The following is a 16,687-nucleotide window of genomic DNA, read 5'->3' as shown; positions in this document are numbered from 1 at the left end:
TTCCGCTTATGTTGATGGAGGATGTTACTTCCAGTGGGTGGTTTTCGTCTGCCCCGCGAACTCCACATTCAACTACTTGATTATGTCTGCGCAGCCATAGATACCTGCCGGGGCATTTGCCTGAAGCATCATGGGATCTGAGACGACTGCAGGCAGTTTCACCCCTGCTAAGGCGCGGAGACGCAAGACGAGGGCTGGTTTCATGCGGGCATCAGGACGTGTGGTCTGGACCGATGTTTCTGGCCAAACCGGCTAACCATTGGGGAAATGCGTTTGAGCTGCCAGCATGGGCTGCCAAGCGGCGTATGATGAACCCTCCATGAAGACTGCTTTCAAACTTCTCACTGTCGCGCTGCTGCTTGGCTGCTTTCATCTTCACGCTGAGACCAAGGCTCCAGCGGTGGTCATACCAACGCACACGCGGACGGACGATGTGGTCTATGGTCGGAAATTTGGAGTGGCGCTGACGCTGGATGTGATCACGCCGGAGAAGCCGAATGGCTATGGCATTGTTTACATGGTGAGTGGTGGCTGGGTGTCGGGCTACTCGCCGAACACGCCGGCATTCTATGCTCCTTTTCTTGAGCGCGGTTACACGGTGTTTTCGGTGAGGCATGGCTGTCAGCCGAAATTCATCATCCCTGAGATCACGCAGGACATTCACCGGGCGGTGCGCTTCATCCGGCATAACGCGGCCAGGTGGAAGGTGAATCCAGACAAGCTCGGCATCAGCGGAGGAAGTGCGGGCGGGCACCTCTCGCTTACGATGGCGGTGCATGGTGGGCCGGGAGATCCGAAGGCGAAAGACGCGGTGGATCGAGAGAGCAGTGCGATCCAGGCGGTCGCGTGCTTGTATCCGCCGACGGATTTCCTCAACTATGGCAAGCCGGGTGAGGATGCGGTCGGAGTGGGTACGCTGAAAAATTACAAAGGTGCTTTTGGAGCTGAGGCCGACACGCCGGAAGGGCGCCAGCGGCTGGGCAAGGAGGTCTCACCGATTTATTATATCACCGCGCAGCTGCCGCCGACTTTCATCATTCACGGTGATCAGGATTTCCTGGTGCCGCTGCAACAGTCTGAAACTTTTGTTGCCAAAGCGAAGGAGGCTGGCGCAACCGCGCAGCTGGTGGTCAAACCCGGTGCCGCCCATGGTTGGACGGACCGTCAGCCTGACTACACAGCGTTTGCGGAGTGGTTTGATGCGCAGCTGCGTGGCATCAAAAAGTAGCTGGCGCTACTTGGTCGGGAACGGGTTCCGCTCGTCGAAGCCGGCCTGGTGCCAATAGGGGTAGATCTTTGGCTTTTCGCTGGCGGCATCGAGCTTTGCGACCTGATCGGTGGTGAGGTTCCAGCCGACGGCGCCGAGGTTCTGGCGAAGCTGCTCCTCATTGCGGGCACCGATGATAAGCGTGGAAACGGTGGGGCGCTGGAGGAGCCAGTTCAAGGCGACCTGTGGGACGGTCTTGCCGGTTTCGGCGGCTACTTCATCGAGAGTGTCCACGACTTTGTAAAGATATTCGTCATCCACCTGCGGGCCCATGGAGGAGCTGAGCTTGTGGTTGAGGCGGCTGGTTTCGGGGCGTGGCTGATTGCGGCGGAGCTTGCCGGTGAGGCGGCCCCAGCCGAGGGGACTCCATACGACTGCGCCGACATTTTGATCGACGCCGAGGGGCATGAGCTCCCATTCGTATTCGCGGCCAATGAGGGAGTAGTAGGTCTGATTGGCGACATATTTGGTGAGGCCAAACTTGTCGGCATGCGCGAGGGATTTCATGAGGTGCCAGCCGGAGAAATTCGACACGCCGATGTAGCGGATTTTCCCCGCGCGCACGAGATCGTCCAAGGTGCCGACGACTTCTTCCACGGGCGTCATGGCATCGAAGCCGTGGAGCTGGTAGAGATCAATGTAGTCGGTGCCGAGGCGCTTGAGGCTGTTTTCCACGGAGCGGATGAGATGCCAGCGGGACGAGCCGACGTTGTTTGGGCCATCGCCAAAGCGGAAGGTGCCTTTGGTGGAGATGAGGACTTGATCGCGACGGCCTTTGATGGCCTGACCGAGAATTTCTTCGGCGAGGCCGTTTGAGTAGATGTCGGCCGAGTCAAACATGTTGAGCCCGTTTTCGAGGCAGATGTCGATGAGGCGTGAGGCTTCGGCGACATCGGATGCGCCCCATTCTTTGAAGAATTCTGTGCCGCCGCCGAAGGTGCCGGTGCCAAGGGTGAGAGCGGGGACTTTGAAGCCGGAGCCGCCGAGTTGTCTGTATTCCATAGGAGGTGTGGGTGGGTTTGAGTGTGAGTGAAGTTACGAATTGAAATGCAGCAGGCTTTTAAAAACATCTGCAGCGATTTCGAAGGAATGCAGACGTGCCTGCTGATCGTGAATGTGCGCGGTGGCGATGATTTCGTCTGCCCCGGTGTCATTGAGCAGGACTTCGATCTGCTGGCGGAAGGTGTCCGGTCCGCCGACGGCGGAGCAGCGGGTCATGCGGGACACTTGCGTAGCTTCCACGGGATTCCAGAGTGCATTGATGTCATCGACCGGCGGCTGCAATTGTGTGGGTCTGCCGCGGATGAGATTCAGGAAGACCTGCTGGAGCGAGGTGAAGAGGCGTTTTGCTTCTTTGTCGGTGTCTGCGGTGATGACGTTTACACCGATCATCACGTGTGGTTTGTCCAAAGCTGTGGAGGGTTGAAACTGGGTTCGATAAATGTCCAACGCCTGATGAAGCAACTCGGGTGCGAAGTGGGAGGCGAAGGCAAAGGGAAGGCCCATCTCCGCGGCGAGGGTGGCGCTGAAGGTGCTGCTGCCGAGGAGGTAGAGCGGCACATGGAGCCCCTGCCCTGGCACCGCAAACACGCGCTGACCGGGCAAAGGTGCGCCGAGGAAGCCCTGCAACTCGCGCACATCCGCAGGGAAAGTATCGCCACTGCTGCCGAGGCCACGGCGCAGTGCGCGGGCCGTGAGTTGATCTCCGCCGGGAGCGCGACCGAGGCCGAGGTCAATACGACCGGGATAGAGTGACTCCAGCGTGCCGAATTGCTCGGCGATGACCAGGGGCGCATGATTGGGCAGCATGATGCCACCGGAGCCGACGCGGATGGTGGAGGTGCCGCCGGCGATGTGACCGATGACGACCGAGGTGGCGGCACTGGCAACGCCGGGAATGTTGTGATGCTCGGCGACCCAATACCGGTGGTAGCCCCACTTCTCCGCATGCTGCGCCAGATTGAGCGAGTGGCGGAAGGACTGCGCAGCGGTCTCCCCTTTCAAGATCGGGGAGAGATCCAGGATGGAGTAGAGGAGGCCGGGGTGCGTTTTCATAACGCAGGGTAATCGGTGTAGCCCTTCGCTCCGTCTGCATAGAAGGTGGAAGGATCAGGATTGTTCAGGGCGGCACCTGTGGCGAAACGCTTCGGCAGATCGGGATTGGCGAGGAAGGGAACGCCAAAGGCCACGGCGTCGGCATCACCGGCGGAGAGGATGGCGTTGCCGGATTCGAGGGTGAATTTTTCGTTGGCCACATAGACGCCGCCGAAGGCTTTCTTCAATGCGGGGCCAATGCTGCTGGGGGCCTGATGCTCACGGGCGGCGATGAAGGCGATCTTGCGGCGGCCCAGCTCACGCGCGACGTAGCTGAAGGTCTCCAGAGGATTGGCATCACCCATGTCATGCGCATCGCCACGCGGAGCGAGGTGCATGCCCACGCGGTCGGCACCCCAGACGGAGATGACGGCATCCGTGACCTCCAGCATCAGACGGGCGCGGTTTTCCAAGGAGCCGCCGTATTCATCGGTGCGGTGGTTGGTTTTAGTCTGCAGGAACTGATCGAGCAGGTAACCATTGGCACCGTGGATTTCCACGCCGTCGAATCCGGCGAGCTTGGCGTTTTCAGCGCCTTTGCGATAGGCCTCGATGATGCCGGGGATTTCGGACAGCTCCAATGCGCGTGGTGTTACGAAGGATTTCTCAGGGCGCACGAGACTTACGTGGCCGGCTGCTGCGATGGCGCTGGGGGCGACGGGCAGGGCGCCATCCAGAAAAATGGGGTCTGAAATGCGGCCCACGTGCCAGAGCTGGAGGAAGATGCGGCCGCCGGCCTCGTGAACGGCATGGGTGACGAGTTTCCAGCCGGTGACCTGCTCGTCCGACCAGATGCCGGGGGTATTGGCATAGCCGACGCCCATGGGGGTGACGGAGGTGGCCTCGGTGAGGATGAGTCCGGCGCTGGAACGCTGGCGGTAATACTCGGCCATGAGGGCGTTTGGCACACGCTGCTGGCCTGCGCGGGCGCGGGTGAGCGGGGCGAGGAAGATGCGGTTCGGGAGTGTCAGGGGGCCGAGCTGGAGGGGATCGAAGAGAGTGGGCATGGGGATTAGTTCTTTAGTTCACAATTACCGAACAATAGAATGATTGAACTGCAAGTGAAATTAATGTAGCATCCACGCATCAGACCTCTCCACCATCCTCCAGCCGAAAGTTTTACCGTCGCGGGCATCCTGCATGCCCTGTCAGATCCGGTGCGTCTCAGCATTGTGGCCGAACTGCGCAAGGCCGAGGAAGGCCTGAACTGCGTGGAGACGACCAGTCGCCTGAAATGCACGATGCCGAAGTCCACCTGCTCGCAGCATTACCGCATTTTGCGTGAGTCGGGCATCATCCACAGCGAGCGGCGCGGCGTGGAGCTGACGAGCAAGGTGCGGCGCAAGGAGCTGGACAGCCGCTTCCCTGGCCTGCTGGATGCCATTCTCAAAGCGTGGCGGCGTGAGCAGGGGGAGTGAGATTTACTCCAGGGATTCTGGCGGGCCCAGCATCTCATGCCGCAGGGCGCCTTCCTGTGAAGCCTGCCAGCAAGCATTCGTGGCCACATCCAGGCAGGTGAGCCAGCCGCCACCATAGGCATAGGTGTCTATGCAGACGGCGTGACCGTAATTCAGCGGCCTGCCGTTTTTCTGCGCCGTATGCCCACAGAGCATCCGACGCCCTGAAATATGCGGACGTGGAACGCCGAAGTGCGCCCAGAGCAAGGTTTTCTCCGGCTGCTGCACGAGAGGAAGATCAGGCACAACGTTTGCGTGCACAAAAAAATCCTGTTCTTCCTCATGATAGAAGACTGTTGATTCAATGAAGTCCCAGTGAGCAGCGGGGATGTCGGCTAACGTGGTGGCGCCGTAGGATTCCAGAGTCACCGTGCCTCCATAAGTGAGCCACTTTGAGAAGAACGACCGTTCGTCCCGGGCCCGCAGCATCATCACTTCATGGTTTCCGCGCAACGTCACGAGCCGGCAGCGGCTGCGCAGTTCAAGAAGGTGCTCAATCACCGCCCGAGTGCCAGGGCCACGGTTCACATAATCTCCCAATGTAACGACCGTATCCTCAGCTCCAAATACCAACTCTTGATCCAGACGCCGCAAGGCATCCGAACTGCCGTGAATATCTCCTATGGCAAACAGTCGCATTGTAAATGGGTCGAGAATCAGGCATGGATCGGCAGGAAGACAGTTTTGTCAGCCGCTTTTGTGCCAGCAGGGAAGGCTGAAAGAAAGATCAGTCTGCTTTCAGCAGTCCGAGTTCTTCGAAAAACGCGTCCAGCTTTTGGAGTGTCTCCGCATACGAGTTGTGATGTTTAAACATCCAGGTGTGAATCGCCTCCTAGAATGCTGGAATCGTGTTTTCAGGATGCGTGCTCATGGCACCACGATGCACACAAAGAGCACGGACGGGCATGGCGATGTCTGCGGCGCTTCATGTGCTTTTAGCATTAAATTTACTTCAGCTCGAAAAAGGGCTGCTTCAACGCGGTTGCGGGATTGTGGAGCATGGGGCCGAGGAGAACAGGGATGTCGGTCTCGAAGATGTCCGCGCCCAGACTGAGGAAGCTGCGATAGCCTTCCTCGAGTTCTTGGATGTCGGCGACTTCGCCTTTGATCACCTTGAGATCGAGATGGCGCGAGGTGCCGGCCATGCAGCAGGCGCCTTTGCGGTGGATGAAATCATACAGAGCCACGTCTTGCGGCGGTGTATGGCCGACGAAGGCGATGACATTGCGCCAGGGAATGCCGAGGCGGTCAAACTCCACGGCCTTTGCCACGGTGGGGATCATGACCTCCATCATGATGTCCGGGTTCAGCTGATGGACGGCGGCTGCATCTTTGAAGCTGGAGACGATCAACATCACATAGGCCTCGGCCTTATGGCGAGTAACCATCTGGGCGCGCTCGATGGGTGTGACGTCTTTTTGATCAAGGACGAGCACGGTTTTGCCGCGAGCCCATTCGATGACTTCATCCAACGTTGGCATCAGGAAGGTGGTGGCCTGGCCTTCGGTGTCCTTCAGGCGCAACTGCTTGAGCTCCGCCAAGGTGAAGTCCGTCACGCGGCCGGTTCCCGTGGTGGCGCGCTCCAAGGTGGCGTCATGAAGCAAGACAATGGCTCCGTCCTTGGTGCGGCGAGGATCGATCTCCAGCATGGCAAAGGTGTGCCGAAGTGTGTGCTCGAAGGTGGGGATGCAGTTTTCAGGAAAGCCTTTGGCCGAGCCGCCACGATGGGCGCTGACAAAAGGCAAATGCTGCCCTTTGAATGCGAGAACGGCCTGCAGGTCCTGCGCGGTCTGCGGATGGATGCGGTGCAGTGGAGTGGAGGGAACTGCCGGTCCGGCACGAGGAGGCGGCGGAGTCTCTAACAACGGCTCTGCAGCGGCCTGCACGAGGCAGAGGCCGAATGCGAGAATGGATAAGGTTGTTCGCATGGTCGTCTCCTGAACGGTATTCGCTGCATGGTTCTGGCGGAATCCGCCCGATGAACCTCACTGAGGAGCCGTGAGCCATTCCAGATTGAAACGAGCCAGAGTCAAGCGGCCACCGGCAAAGTGGGCGAGAGCGGAACCGTCGCCGCTGCGGCCATAGAAGCAGAGGATGGTGCCGCTTTTGGTGACGGCGATGTCGGAGTACATGCTGGGGCCGGGCTCGATGGTTTTGTTTACCGGCCAGGTTTTGCCCTCATCGCGGCTGAGCTTCACGCTGACGTTTTTGCGGTCGCGGTTTTTGCCGGGCTCGGCTTTGGCTTTCTCTTTCTCCAGATTGTGGGGATTGGAGAAGAGGATGAGGCTCTGGCCATCGTGATTGTAACGGACGATGCCGCCCATGCAGATAGGTTCGAGGAGGGCATCGTCAAACTTGGGCGTGCTCCAGCCGGTGGCGCCGTCTTTGCTGACGGTGACGAGACGGCGGTGGGCCTTTGATTCACTGCGCACATTGAGCATGACGCTGCCGTCGTTGAGTTCGATGGCGACGGTTTCATTGGGGTTGATCCATTCGTCGGTGCATGGCACGGCGATGTCACCAGCCTTCCAGGTTTGGCCCTGATCATCGCTGTAGATGGTGGCGGTGACGCTGGGGCGGTGGGCATTGCCACCGGTGCCGGTGGAGAGCCAGACGGGGACGACGAGGCGACCAGTCTTGAGCTGGATGCTGTGGTCCGGTCCGGTGGCCAACACCTTCCAGTCATAGTCTTTTTTGAAGGCGTCGAAGGCGGAGGTGATCTCGGTGGGCTTGCTCCAGGTGAGGCCATCGTCAGCGCTGCGTTGGTAGAAGCAGCGCTCGTACTCCAGGCAGAAGAGCATGTGCACGGTGCCATCCTTGTCGGCGATGAGCACGGGGTTGTTGTAGGTGACGTCGTTGGGATCGACATTTTTCATCTTGAGGGCGAAGGGGTTTTTCGTCTTGGGTCCCTCTACATTGGCGATGCTCTGCGGGTCACTCCAGGTTTTGCCTTCATCGGTGCTGCGGCGGAGCAGGATGCGGATGTCGTCCCAGTCGCTAACACCGGCGGCACGCTTGCGAGCTTCACACCAAGCCAGCACTGTGCCCTTGGCGGTCACCACGACGCCGGGGATGTGGTAGAGCTGGTAGGCCGGATTGTCTCCGACGATGAAGAGGTCTTGTTTTTCGATGAAGGGTTCGGCGGCCAACAGCGACGAACCGACGAGCAAGAGTGTGAGGATGGATGATTTCATAAGGTTGAGTCTGGGTAAAAAGTGAAAAGAAGGCCATGGGATCACCACTCTCCGTGGCGCTCGAACTTCGCTTTGGCGTTTTTGCCGAACTGCGCTCCCGCAGCGGCGAGGTTGGCCAGCACTTCATCGCTGCTGAGACCGGCGCTGCTGCGTGCGGCGGGAATGACGGTCTGGCATTCGTTGGAATCCATGAAGCGGGAGGCTTCGAGGATTTGCGGCTGGGCTTCGGGCTCGATGACGAGGAAGCCGTGCTTGTCGGCGTGAATGAGATCGCCGGGAGTGACCTTGCGGCCAAAGACTTCGACTTCACAGTTCCAGCGCACGGGATGGACGTGCGCATGACCCACACAGAAACGACGGGACAGCGCTTTGAAACCAGCGTTGGTCATTTCATCCACATCGCGAATCGCGCCATCGACGATGGTGCCCACACAGCCGAGGGCTCGGTGCATGTTACTGTTCACCTCGCCCCAGAAGGAGCCGATGGTGCGCGGTTTGTCGAGATCCTGGACGCAAACGATCTTGGGGCCGGAGATGCTGGCGACGTAGCGGCGGTATTCGTTCCAAGCATTCGCATTGGCTTCGCGATGCGCTTTGTTGCTGGGCTCGACCACGATGGTGACGGCGTAACCGACCATGGGCCCCATCTGCGGCATGAAGTCTCGAGTTTCTTCGAGGTTGAAGCCATCGGCGGCGGGATCGCGTTTGGTGATCTGCTCCCAGCCGTTGTAGATGGTGGGGGTGTTCCAGCGTTTGAGTTGAAGGAGGTCGGAATGAGGAAGCATGAGGTGCGAAGGATGGGGCATCATGAACGACGCGACACTTGAAATCTCTGTGGTCATTTCAGCTTACCACGGCATGGTGGGAACTCCTGCTTATGCATGCTGTACCAACCAGACCTTCGCTCATCACTCACAGCGCCGACTTTTTGCGCGAGGCCCTGCTGCGTGGAGAATGGCAGGAGGTGCTGCCATCGGAGCGCACGCTTTGCACGCGACTGCGCATCAGCCGGCCCACGCTGCGGGCGGTGCTCGCACAACTGGAACGAGAGGGTGTGATCAGCGCGGTGGTGAACAAACGAAGGCAGATTCTCGCGGCACCTACGACGCGGAGAAAGAGGGCTTCATCTCGCATGATCGCGCTCCTGACGCCTGTGCCTCAGCAGGCGATGCCGCCGTTTGTACTGTTCTGGGTGGATGCGCTGCGTGAGCTGCTGGCAGAGGCGGGATATCAGCTTGAGGTGCATGTGAGTCCGCATTGTTTCACCGCCAAACCTGCGGGAGGGCTGAAGAAGCTCACGCAGCGCGTGCATGCTGCGGTGTGGGTGATGTTTCGCTCCACTCCGGTGATGCAGCGCTGGTTTGTGGAGAAGCAACTGCCCACCGTCATCGCAGGATCGTGCGCTGATGACATGGGCCTGCCTTCGGTGGATCTGGACTACCGTGCGACATGCCGGCATGCAGCGACGATGCTGATGCAGAAAGGACACCGCCGCATCGCCCTGCTGCTGCCGGACTCAGCGCATGGCGGAGATGTGGACAGCGCCCAGGGTTTCCGCGAAGCTTTTGCCACAAGCGATGCCGTGCCTTGCGTGGTGCAGCACCATGAAACCGTGGAACAGGTGATCGAGAGTCTGAATGAGGCGCTGAAAAGGAAACAGGCACCAACGGCGTTTCTAGTGGCGCGTACGATTCACACGCTGACGGTGGTGACGCATCTGCTGCGGCTGGGCCACAAGCTGCCGCGTGATTTTGCCATCGTGTCACGCGATGATGATGCGTTTCTTGATCATGTGGTGCCGAAGGTGACGCGTTATTCGGCAGATGCGGCCAAGTTTGCGAAGAGGCTGGCCAAGCTGGTGCTGGAGCTGGCGCAGACGGGGCATACGAGCGCGAAGCCGGTGCGTTTGATGCCGGATCTGCGACGTGGGGAGACGGTGTGAACGAAACCGCTATGCGCCGAAGGCTTCGATGAAACAGACTTCGAGGGCGAGGCCTTCGTTGACGTTGGTGTGCAGGTGGCTTTCGAGCTGGCGCAGGACGCGGATGCGTTTGGCGACATCTCCGGGCTCCCACTTGGCGGCGAGGGCGGCGGTGGCTTCTTGGAATTTGGGCAGGTCGAGATGCTCGGCTCCGGCTTGCTGGCGGGCGACATCGCCCATCCATGAGAGGAGGAGTTCCATGAGCGAGGTGCGCTGCTGGAGGTAGTCGGCCTCGATCTGGGCTTCGACCTGTTCTTCACGCTGCTTCAGCCAGGCACCGTCGGTGGTCTTGGCGTAGTGGTCCTGTTCGCGTTCGAAGTCGGCTTCCTGCTCCTTCTTAATGGCGTCGTGCAGAGACTCCAGGATTTCTTCGAAGTCCTTTTTCAATGAGAGAGCGGTGGAGATGCTGCCGCTTTCCTTTTTGGACATCTGCTTGAGCACGTAGAGCAGCTTTCCTTCGTGCTCCGTAAAGATGCGCGCGCCATCGGGAGGCATAAGCGCGACTTCAAGTACGCGGGACTGGATGGTGGGCAGGAGCTGCTGGGGCTGAGTAGAGAGCAGCAGCAGGAGCGTGTTTGGCGGTGGTTCTTCGAGTGTTTTGAGAAAAGCATTCTGCGCCTGGGCGTTCATGCGCTCGGCATCGACGATGACCGCGAGCTTCCAGCCGTTGGGTGCGGCGGTGCGGTGGATCATCTTTTCCAAAAAGCGGATGGTGCCGGGGTCGTCGCCATCATCACCGATGGTGATGCGGCGTGATTTGCTCTGCGGACGCAGGACGATGGCCCCCTGCCCTTCCCAGGCTTCGAGCGTGCCCATCTTTGTGCCGACGATGAGATCGAGCATTTTTGCGGCGAAGACTTCATGCTGCGCCTCCTTGGGTCCGGTGATCAGGTAGGCGTGGCCCAAGCGGCCGTTGTCACGGGCGCGGGCGATGAGCTCAAGGGCATGGTCGCTCTTAAACGGCATGGGATAGCGCGGTGATGGTCTGCCAGATGTTTTCGTGCACGACTTCAGGCGTGGCCGAAGCGTCGATGATTTTCACGCGCGCCGGTTCTGCCTGGGCGACTTCGAGGTAACCTTGACGGACTTTTTCAAAGAAGGCCTGCGGCTGGCTTTCCATGCGGTCCAGTTCGCGTCCGCTTTGATGAATGCGCTGCCAGGCGGTGGCGCTGTCCATGTCGAGGACGAGGGTGAGGTTTGGCTGAGTGCCGCCGATGGCGAAATGATTGATGGCGCGAACGCTTTCCAGCGGGAGGCCGCGAGCGATGCCTTGATAGACGGTGGTGGAATCGAGGAAGCGATCGAGGATGACGAAGGTGCCGGATTCGAGCAGTGGGCGGATTTTTTCGCGGACGAGCTGAGCGCGGCTGGCGGCGAAGAGCAGGAGTTCGGTCTCCGGGGTCATGGCGGCGCCTTCTTTGGCATGTTGCAGGAGATGGCGGATGCTTTCGCCAAGCTCAGTTCCGCCGGGTTCACGGAGCACCACGACGTTGCGCCCTGCGGCTTCAAGCCGGGTGCGAAGCAGAGCGATCTGCGTGGATTTGCCGCAGCCTTCAGAGCCTTCGAAAGAGAGAAGGAAGCCAGCGCTCATGACATCACTCCCACTCAATGCTGGCGGGCGGCTTGGTGCTGATGTCATAGAGCACGCGGTTTACGCCTTTGACGCTGTTGAGGATCTTGTTGGAGGCGTTGCGCAGCACGGAGTAGGGCAGCTCGACCCAGTCGGCGGTCATGGCGTCTTCGCTGATGACGGCACGCAGGGAGATGGCCTGCTCATAGCTGCGCTCGTCACCTTTGACGCCGACGGTTTTGACGGGGAGCAGCGCAGCATAGGCCTGCCAGGTGCGCTCATACCAGCCGCTGCGGCGGAGCTCGGCGATGAAGATGGAATCTGCATGCTGCGTGGTGGCGACACGCTCGGGCGTGATCTCACCGGGGATACGAACGGCGAGGCCTGGGCCCGGGAAGGGATGCCGCCACAGAGCCTGATGCGGGATGCCGAGGCTGGCGCCGAGGGCGCGAACTTCATCTTTGAAGAGTTCGGCCAGAGGTTCGAGCACCTTGCCCTGAGCCTTGAGTTCCATGATGCGATCGACGCGGTTGTGGTGCGTCTTGATCTTGCTGGCTATGGAACCGCTGGTGGCGCTTTCGATGACGTCAGGATAGAGCGTCCCTTGGGCGAGAAGCTCGACGTTGTCGGCGACTTTCCAGAATTCTTCAACGAAGAGCGTGCCGATGATGCGACGTTTCTGCTCAGGATCGGTCACGCCTTTGAGAGCACCGAGGAAGATGGCGCTGGCGTCGATCTGCTCGATGGGGACGCCGACTTCTTCAAAGAGCTGCTTCACTTCCGCGCCTTCATTGAGGCGCATCATGCCGGTGTCGATGAAGATGCAGCGGACTTTGACGCCGGCCTTGGCGAGCAAGACCGCGAGCACCGTGCTGTCCACGCCGCCGGAGACGCCGCAGATCACTTCACGGCTGCCGACTTCGGCTTTGATGCGCTCCAGCATCTGGGCTTTGAATTCCTGGATGTCGAACTTCGCGAGAACTGCGCCGCTGCGGGTGAGGAAGTTTTTGAGGATGGCGGTGCCTTCGTGCGAATGCGTGACCTCTGGATGGAACTGGATGCCCCAGCAGCGATCCGACCATTTGAGCGCCACGGGCACGGCGTCTTCATTGGTGGCGATGATCTGGGCCGTGCTGGCGAGATTTGCACAGGTGTCGCTGTGGCTCATCCAGACCTGGGATTCGTGGGAGATGCCGTTGAAGAGGTCCGTGTGATCGGTGACGACGAGCTTGGCGGGGCCGTATTCACGGGTGACGCCCGGTTTGACGGTGCCGCCATGCTTGATGTTGAGAAGCTGCATGCCGTAGCACACGCCGAGGACGGGAACGCCGAAGGACATGAGCTTGTCGTAATCAACATCGGGCGCATCAACATCAGAAGTGCTGCGCGGGCCACCGGAGAGGATGATGGCGCCGGGGCTCTGAAGATTGGCGAGTTCAGCCGGAGGATACAGGTGTGAGACAAAGCCAAGCTCGCGCACACGGCGAACGATGAGCTGAGAATACTGGGAGCCGTAATCGAGAACGGCGACTTCTTGGGCGGTCATGAGAGAGGGGGCAAATGCAGAATGAGGAACCGGACGCCTGATGGATCAATGAGGCTCGTAGTTGACCGGTTCTTCGGTGATGACGACATCGTGCGGGTGGCTTTCCTTGAGGCCACCGGCAGTGATGCGAACGAAGCGGGCTTTGGCACGCAGTTCATCGAGGGTGTTGGCACCGACGTAGCCCATGCCTGAGCGAAGGCCACCGATAAGCTGGAAGACGACGTCTGCGAGCGGGCCTTTGTAGGGCACGCGGGCTTCCACGCCTTCGGGAACGAGCTTGCCGGAGGAGTTCTGGCCGTAGCGGTCGCCTGCACCTTTGCGCATGGCTTTGAGACTGCCCATGCCGCGGTATTCCTTGAAGGTGCGGCCCTGCCATTTGACCATGTTGCCGGGGCTTTCTGCGGTGCCGGCCAGCAAGGAGCCGAGCATGACGAAGTCCGCACCAGCGGCGAGGGCTTTGACGATGTCTCCGGAGTAACGAATGCCGCCATCGGCAATGACGGTGACGCCTGCTGCACGGCAGACTTCAGCGACTTCCTGGACGGCAGTGAACTGCGGCATGCCCACGCCCGAGATGATGCGCGTGGTGCAGATGGAGCCGGGGCCGACGCCGACTTTGACAGCGGAAGCGCCAGCTTTGACGAGATCACGCGCGCCTTCGGCGGTGACGACGTTGCCAGCGACGATGGGCATGGTGGAACCGAGGGCCTCCCGCAGGCGGGCGATGACCTGCATGACGCGGGTAGTGTGGCCCGTGGCGGCATCAATGAAGACGGCATCTGCACCGGCAGCCTGCATGGCGAGGCCACGATCCACGCAATCCTCACCCACGCCGACGGCGGCACCTACGCGGAGCTGGCCGTTGGCGTCTTTGGCGGCATTGGTAAACATCTGGCGCTTTACGATGTCCTGCTTGGTGATCAGGCCGGCGAGCTGGCCGTTGGAATCGACGAGCGGGAGTTTTTCGATGCGGTGCGTGTAGAGAATTTTCAGCGCATCCTCAAAGCTGGTCTGGGGGGTGCCGACAGAGAGCTTCTCACGCGGCGTCATGATGGCCGAAACGGGGGTGTTTTCGTCTTCGATGTACCACATGTCACGGCTGGTGACCATGCCGGCCAGTTTGCCCTGCGCATCCACCACTGGAAAGCCGCTGACGCCCTTTTCGTGCATCAGACGCTGCACTTCACCCAGACGTGTCTCAGGGGAGACGGTGTGCGGCTGCTGGATGACGGTGTTTTCCGAGCGCTTCACCCGGGCCACGTGCTCCGCCTGCTGATCGATGGGGCAGTTCCGGTGAATGACACCGAGACCACCCTCACGTGCGAGGGCGATGGCGAGTTCGGACTCCGTGACGGTGTCCATGGCCGACGAGAGAATCGGCACATTGAGACCGATGGCGGCCAGTTTAGTGGAAACATTGACATCTCCAGGCAGCACCTGGCTCAGTCCGGGGAGGACAAGGACGTCATCGAAACTTAAAGCAAGAGAAGGCAGTTCACCCATACGCCATTCAAGCGACGATCAGGCGGCTGTCATGCAGAAAATTGGGCAGTTTGAAACGGACCGCCACTTCCCTGCAGCAAGAACTAGAAGCCAGGGCGATAGTTGCGCGCTTTGCCCGTGTAGGGATCAATCTGAATGGTGTAAAAGTTTTTGGGCAGATTCCCTGCTGTGACGTCCGCGCCGCTGTTGTAGGTGATGGTGAAAAAGCTAAGCGGCAGGGTGCCGTAATCGAGCTGCGAAAAACCGCCCAGCTGGGCGTTGACTTTTCGGCACGAACCGTCTGGCATGAAGCGAATGGCATTGTATTTGGCATTGGCCACGCCGGAATAGCCCGGACCACCACCTCCAGCGTTTGGCTTGACGTCATCGAGGGACGCACCGCCCGCCCCGTTCAGGAGCGGGGACAGATCCAGCCCCGCCGCGATGATGATGCCGTCAGACAGTTTGTACAAGGTGCCGACCGGCACCACTGACTCCGAGACCTGTGCACTCGCGCCCACGCCTTGTGTCAGCGTCACAATTTTAAACATCTGGTAAGACCGGAACAGCTGCACGGTGGAGCCGGGAAAATCCTGGTCGGGGTGTTTGAAAAACCTCAGTTCAACGGGAACACTCTGTGCGTAAGCCAGCTGCTTGGCTTCAGTGATGGCCCCCATGATGGAATCCCCCGTGGTTGCCAGCCGAGTGGCCTGCATGGTGCGCATCAAAGCGGGAGTGGCAGAAGCCATGATCATCGCGATGATGGCGATCACGACAAGCATCTCGATCAAGCTGAAGGCCCGCCTGGCCTGCCGCTCAGAGTATGGGGAGTGAATCATAGAATAAATGGGCCGGGTTTAAGAGCTAAGAAGGCTGCCATCAGAAGCTCCAGCGGGCCTGCTTGAGAGCGATGGTGGTGCTGAATATTCGATAATTGAGCTTTTGATCAAGCAGGAGCTGAACCAGCGTGCCCGTCTTGCCTTGGGCCCCATCAAGCTCTTCGACCAAGCTCGCGGCATTTTGGAGCTTGCCTGCAATGGCCGTAAGCAACTGCGTCCGCATCTGGCTGTTTTCTTCGCGTGCAAGAAACTCTCCTGACCGTTCATCCAAGGCGACCATGCTGACCTTGAGAAGCGGCGGGAGCAGGTGCTGAGTTCCCTGCGGGCTGGCATTGATTGGCGAAGCTCCAGGATTCACTTTCAAGGTTGAATCATAGATGTACAGAGGAGCGATGGCATAAGGAGCCACAGTCGTGTTGCCAGTGACCTCAATCTGCGGAGAAATCACAAGGGCAATGATGTTCTCGGCAATTGGCCGCGTGAATGCACGCGTTTGAGCGGTCTCTTGAGCGTTTTGAACCTCGGTGTTCAGCACATCCTGATACCATTCCATGGAGTGGGAGGTGATCGGCCGCAGATTAGTGTCATAAATCCGGTTCTTTTCGGCGGTGGGACTGTATTCCATCAGGCGAAGCCGGCTGCGCACCGGGACAGCATTGTTGAGCTGATCAAGAAACGCCGGGCGAAATGACGCATCCGTCCCCCATTCCACAAAATATCCCCGGCCACAGAGGAGGTTGACCATGTTTTCGGTATTGACGGGCTGGTTGGCGCCTCCCTGTCCAGTTGTCGCCACCAGACTTGCGATTCCCAAGGGAGCCTGGAAAAAAACAGCGTGGCCCGGATAGTTCTGTGAGTTGCCTGCAGCGGCAGGAATCACCCTGCTGGTGGGGCCACAGACAAACTGAAGTTCCGACTGCCTGAAGTAGTCTTTGGCCAGGGTGATCTGCTGCCCCGCAGCATCCGTACCCACGGCGTCAAATTCGTTGTCCCAGTAGTTGTTGAGAGTGGCCTGGGAGATTGAGCGAGAGAGTGTATCGAATGCCTGGCGTGCTTCACGAAACTGTGAGACACGGGAATTGGCACGCACCCAGGTGCGCTGAACGATGCCGATGACCTGCGAGACGACGAGCATCAAGATCACCAGAAAGGTCACTGAAACGAGCAGTTCAATCAGCGTAAAAGCACGTCCATTAACCGGCCGAGAGCAGAGACGCGACCGAGGATGTGATGAAAAGGCGGGAAGCTTCATGGCAG

16 protein-coding genes are annotated in these 16,687 nt (G+C 59.6%); 3 read left to right on the top strand and 13 right to left on the bottom strand.

All coding sequences use genetic code 11. The features are described 5' to 3' along the window. Nucleotides 1-319 precede the first annotated feature (319 nt). Nucleotides 320-1,228 carry an alpha/beta hydrolase fold domain-containing protein gene (locus tag AC3RLQ_RS30295; RefSeq protein ID WP_493032670.1) on the top strand — a complete coding sequence of 303 codons (909 nt, stop codon included), beginning with the start codon at nt 320-322 and terminating at the stop codon, nt 1,226-1,228. 6 nt (nt 1,229-1,234) lie between these two features. Here AC3RLQ_RS30295 and AC3RLQ_RS30290 read toward each other — a convergent pair whose 3' ends face one another. The 3 genes from AC3RLQ_RS30290 to AC3RLQ_RS30280 are packed head-to-tail and all read right to left on the bottom strand — an operon-like array spanning nt 1,235 to nt 4,368. Further along, nucleotides 1,235-2,269, bottom strand: coding sequence for an aldo/keto reductase (locus AC3RLQ_RS30290; RefSeq protein WP_493032668.1), 1,035 nt, complete (start codon nt 2,267-2,269; stop codon nt 1,235-1,237). Nucleotides 2,270-2,302: 33 nt separating this feature from the next. Next, nucleotides 2,303-3,322, bottom strand: coding sequence for an LLM class flavin-dependent oxidoreductase (locus tag AC3RLQ_RS30285; RefSeq protein WP_493032666.1), 1,020 nt, complete (start codon nt 3,320-3,322; stop codon nt 2,303-2,305). Then, entirely contained in the window at nt 3,319-4,368 is a 1,050-nt protein-coding gene (locus AC3RLQ_RS30280; protein ID WP_493032664.1) for an alkene reductase, read from the bottom strand. Before AC3RLQ_RS30280 ends, AC3RLQ_RS30285 begins: the two co-directional genes overlap by 4 nt. A 150-nt stretch (nt 4,369-4,518) precedes the next feature. Between AC3RLQ_RS30280 and AC3RLQ_RS30275 the strand changes: the two genes are divergently transcribed. Continuing rightward, a complete protein-coding gene (locus tag AC3RLQ_RS30275; protein ID WP_493032662.1) occupies nt 4,519-4,779 on the top strand; it encodes an ArsR/SmtB family transcription factor in 261 nt (86 codons plus the stop codon). A 3-nt stretch (nt 4,780-4,782) separates the two neighbouring features. Here the strand turns inward: AC3RLQ_RS30275 and AC3RLQ_RS30270 are convergent, their stop codons facing one another. From AC3RLQ_RS30270 to AC3RLQ_RS30255, 4 genes are all read right to left on the bottom strand, one after another. Continuing rightward, nucleotides 4,783-5,457, bottom strand: coding sequence for a metallophosphoesterase family protein (locus AC3RLQ_RS30270; protein WP_493032660.1), 675 nt, complete (start codon nt 5,455-5,457; stop codon nt 4,783-4,785). 308 nt (nt 5,458-5,765) lie between these two features. Further along, complete coding sequence (locus AC3RLQ_RS30265) at nt 5,766-6,746, bottom strand: glycerophosphodiester phosphodiesterase family protein (protein ID WP_493032658.1); 981 nt, start codon at nt 6,744-6,746, stop codon at nt 5,766-5,768. 57 nt (nt 6,747-6,803) lie between these two features. Beyond that, entirely contained in the window at nt 6,804-8,012 is a 1,209-nt protein-coding gene (locus tag AC3RLQ_RS30260) for a sialidase family protein (RefSeq protein WP_493032656.1), read from the bottom strand. Nucleotides 8,013-8,053: 41 nt separating this feature from the next. Continuing rightward, nucleotides 8,054-8,797 (bottom strand): RraA family protein, encoded by a 744-nt coding sequence (locus AC3RLQ_RS30255; protein WP_493032654.1) that lies wholly within the window; start codon nt 8,795-8,797, stop codon nt 8,054-8,056. Nucleotides 8,798-8,889: 92 nt separating this feature from the next. Here AC3RLQ_RS30255 and AC3RLQ_RS30250 point away from each other — a divergent pair, with 92 nt between their 5' ends. After that, the gene (locus tag AC3RLQ_RS30250) at nt 8,890-9,954 is read left to right on the top strand and encodes a substrate-binding domain-containing protein (protein WP_493032652.1); all 1,065 of its coding nucleotides are present in this window, start codon (nt 8,890-8,892) and stop codon (nt 9,952-9,954) included. Between the two features lie 9 nt (nt 9,955-9,963). Here AC3RLQ_RS30250 and AC3RLQ_RS30245 read toward each other — a convergent pair whose 3' ends face one another. The 6 genes from AC3RLQ_RS30245 to vccC all read right to left on the bottom strand — a co-directional run bounded on the left by AC3RLQ_RS30245 (nt 9,964) and on the right by vccC (nt 16,682). Next, the gene (locus tag AC3RLQ_RS30245; protein WP_422322001.1) at nt 9,964-10,959 is read right to left on the bottom strand and encodes a DNA polymerase III delta subunit-related protein; all 996 of its coding nucleotides are present in this window, start codon (nt 10,957-10,959) and stop codon (nt 9,964-9,966) included. After that, nucleotides 10,949-11,584 (bottom strand): dTMP kinase, encoded by a 636-nt coding sequence (tmk, locus tag AC3RLQ_RS30240; RefSeq protein ID WP_493032650.1) that lies wholly within the window; start codon nt 11,582-11,584, stop codon nt 10,949-10,951. Before tmk ends, AC3RLQ_RS30245 begins: the two co-directional genes overlap by 11 nt. A gap of 4 nt (nt 11,585-11,588) precedes the next feature. Then, complete coding sequence (guaA, locus tag AC3RLQ_RS30235; RefSeq protein ID WP_493032648.1) at nt 11,589-13,109, bottom strand: glutamine-hydrolyzing GMP synthase; 1,521 nt, start codon at nt 13,107-13,109, stop codon at nt 11,589-11,591. Between the two features lie 45 nt (nt 13,110-13,154). Beyond that, nucleotides 13,155-14,612: an IMP dehydrogenase gene (gene guaB, locus AC3RLQ_RS30230; protein ID WP_493032646.1), complete on the bottom strand. Its 1,458-nt coding sequence runs from the start codon at nt 14,610-14,612 to the stop codon at nt 13,155-13,157. A gap of 83 nt (nt 14,613-14,695) precedes the next feature. After that, on the bottom strand, nt 14,696-15,430 hold the full coding sequence (vccD, locus tag AC3RLQ_RS30225; RefSeq protein ID WP_493032644.1) for a Verru_Chthon cassette protein D: 735 nt from the start codon (nt 15,428-15,430) through the stop codon (nt 14,696-14,698). A gap of 40 nt (nt 15,431-15,470) precedes the next feature. Then, nucleotides 15,471-16,682, bottom strand: a complete 1,212-nt coding sequence (gene vccC / locus AC3RLQ_RS30220; RefSeq protein WP_493032642.1) for a Verru_Chthon cassette protein C — start codon at nt 16,680-16,682, stop codon at nt 15,471-15,473. Nucleotides 16,683-16,687: the final 5 nt, after the last annotated feature.

This window comes from Prosthecobacter sp. GW821-HT29F12, assembly GCF_058803405.1.
The sequence above is the reverse complement of the archived record's forward strand: the minus strand, read 5'-3'. Positions and strand labels throughout refer to the sequence as shown.

Excerpts from the sequence above, each read along its gene's own strand:
- AC3RLQ_RS30280 (WP_493032664.1), bottom strand. The coding sequence starts at position 4,368 with ATGCCCACTCTCTTCGATCCCCTCCAGCTCGGCCCCCTGACACTCCCG.
- AC3RLQ_RS30245 (WP_422322001.1), bottom strand. The coding sequence starts at position 10,959 with ATGCCGTTTAAGAGCGACCATGCCCTTGAGCTCATCGCCCGCGCCCGT.
- AC3RLQ_RS30265 (WP_493032658.1), bottom strand. The coding sequence starts at position 6,746 with ATGCGAACAACCTTATCCATTCTCGCATTCGGCCTCTGCCTCGTGCAG.
- AC3RLQ_RS30295 (WP_493032670.1), top strand. The coding sequence starts at position 320 with ATGAAGACTGCTTTCAAACTTCTCACTGTCGCGCTGCTGCTTGGCTGC.
- tmk (WP_493032650.1), bottom strand. The coding sequence starts at position 11,584 with ATGAGCGCTGGCTTCCTTCTCTCTTTCGAAGGCTCTGAAGGCTGCGGC.
- AC3RLQ_RS30260 (WP_493032656.1), bottom strand. The coding sequence starts at position 8,012 with ATGAAATCATCCATCCTCACACTCTTGCTCGTCGGTTCGTCGCTGTTG.
- AC3RLQ_RS30285 (WP_493032666.1), bottom strand. The coding sequence starts at position 3,322 with ATGAAAACGCACCCCGGCCTCCTCTACTCCATCCTGGATCTCTCCCCG.
- guaA (WP_493032648.1), bottom strand. The coding sequence starts at position 13,109 with ATGACCGCCCAAGAAGTCGCCGTTCTCGATTACGGCTCCCAGTATTCT.
- guaB (WP_493032646.1), bottom strand. The coding sequence starts at position 14,612 with ATGGGTGAACTGCCTTCTCTTGCTTTAAGTTTCGATGACGTCCTTGTC.
- vccD (WP_493032644.1), bottom strand. The coding sequence starts at position 15,430 with ATGATTCACTCCCCATACTCTGAGCGGCAGGCCAGGCGGGCCTTCAGC.
- AC3RLQ_RS30270 (WP_493032660.1), bottom strand. The coding sequence starts at position 5,457 with ATGCGACTGTTTGCCATAGGAGATATTCACGGCAGTTCGGATGCCTTG.
- vccC (WP_493032642.1), bottom strand. The coding sequence starts at position 16,682 with ATGAAGCTTCCCGCCTTTTCATCACATCCTCGGTCGCGTCTCTGCTCT.
- AC3RLQ_RS30255 (WP_493032654.1), bottom strand. The coding sequence starts at position 8,797 with ATGCTTCCTCATTCCGACCTCCTTCAACTCAAACGCTGGAACACCCCC.
- AC3RLQ_RS30290 (WP_493032668.1), bottom strand. The coding sequence starts at position 2,269 with ATGGAATACAGACAACTCGGCGGCTCCGGCTTCAAAGTCCCCGCTCTC.
- AC3RLQ_RS30250 (WP_493032652.1), top strand. The coding sequence starts at position 8,890 with ATGCATGCTGTACCAACCAGACCTTCGCTCATCACTCACAGCGCCGAC.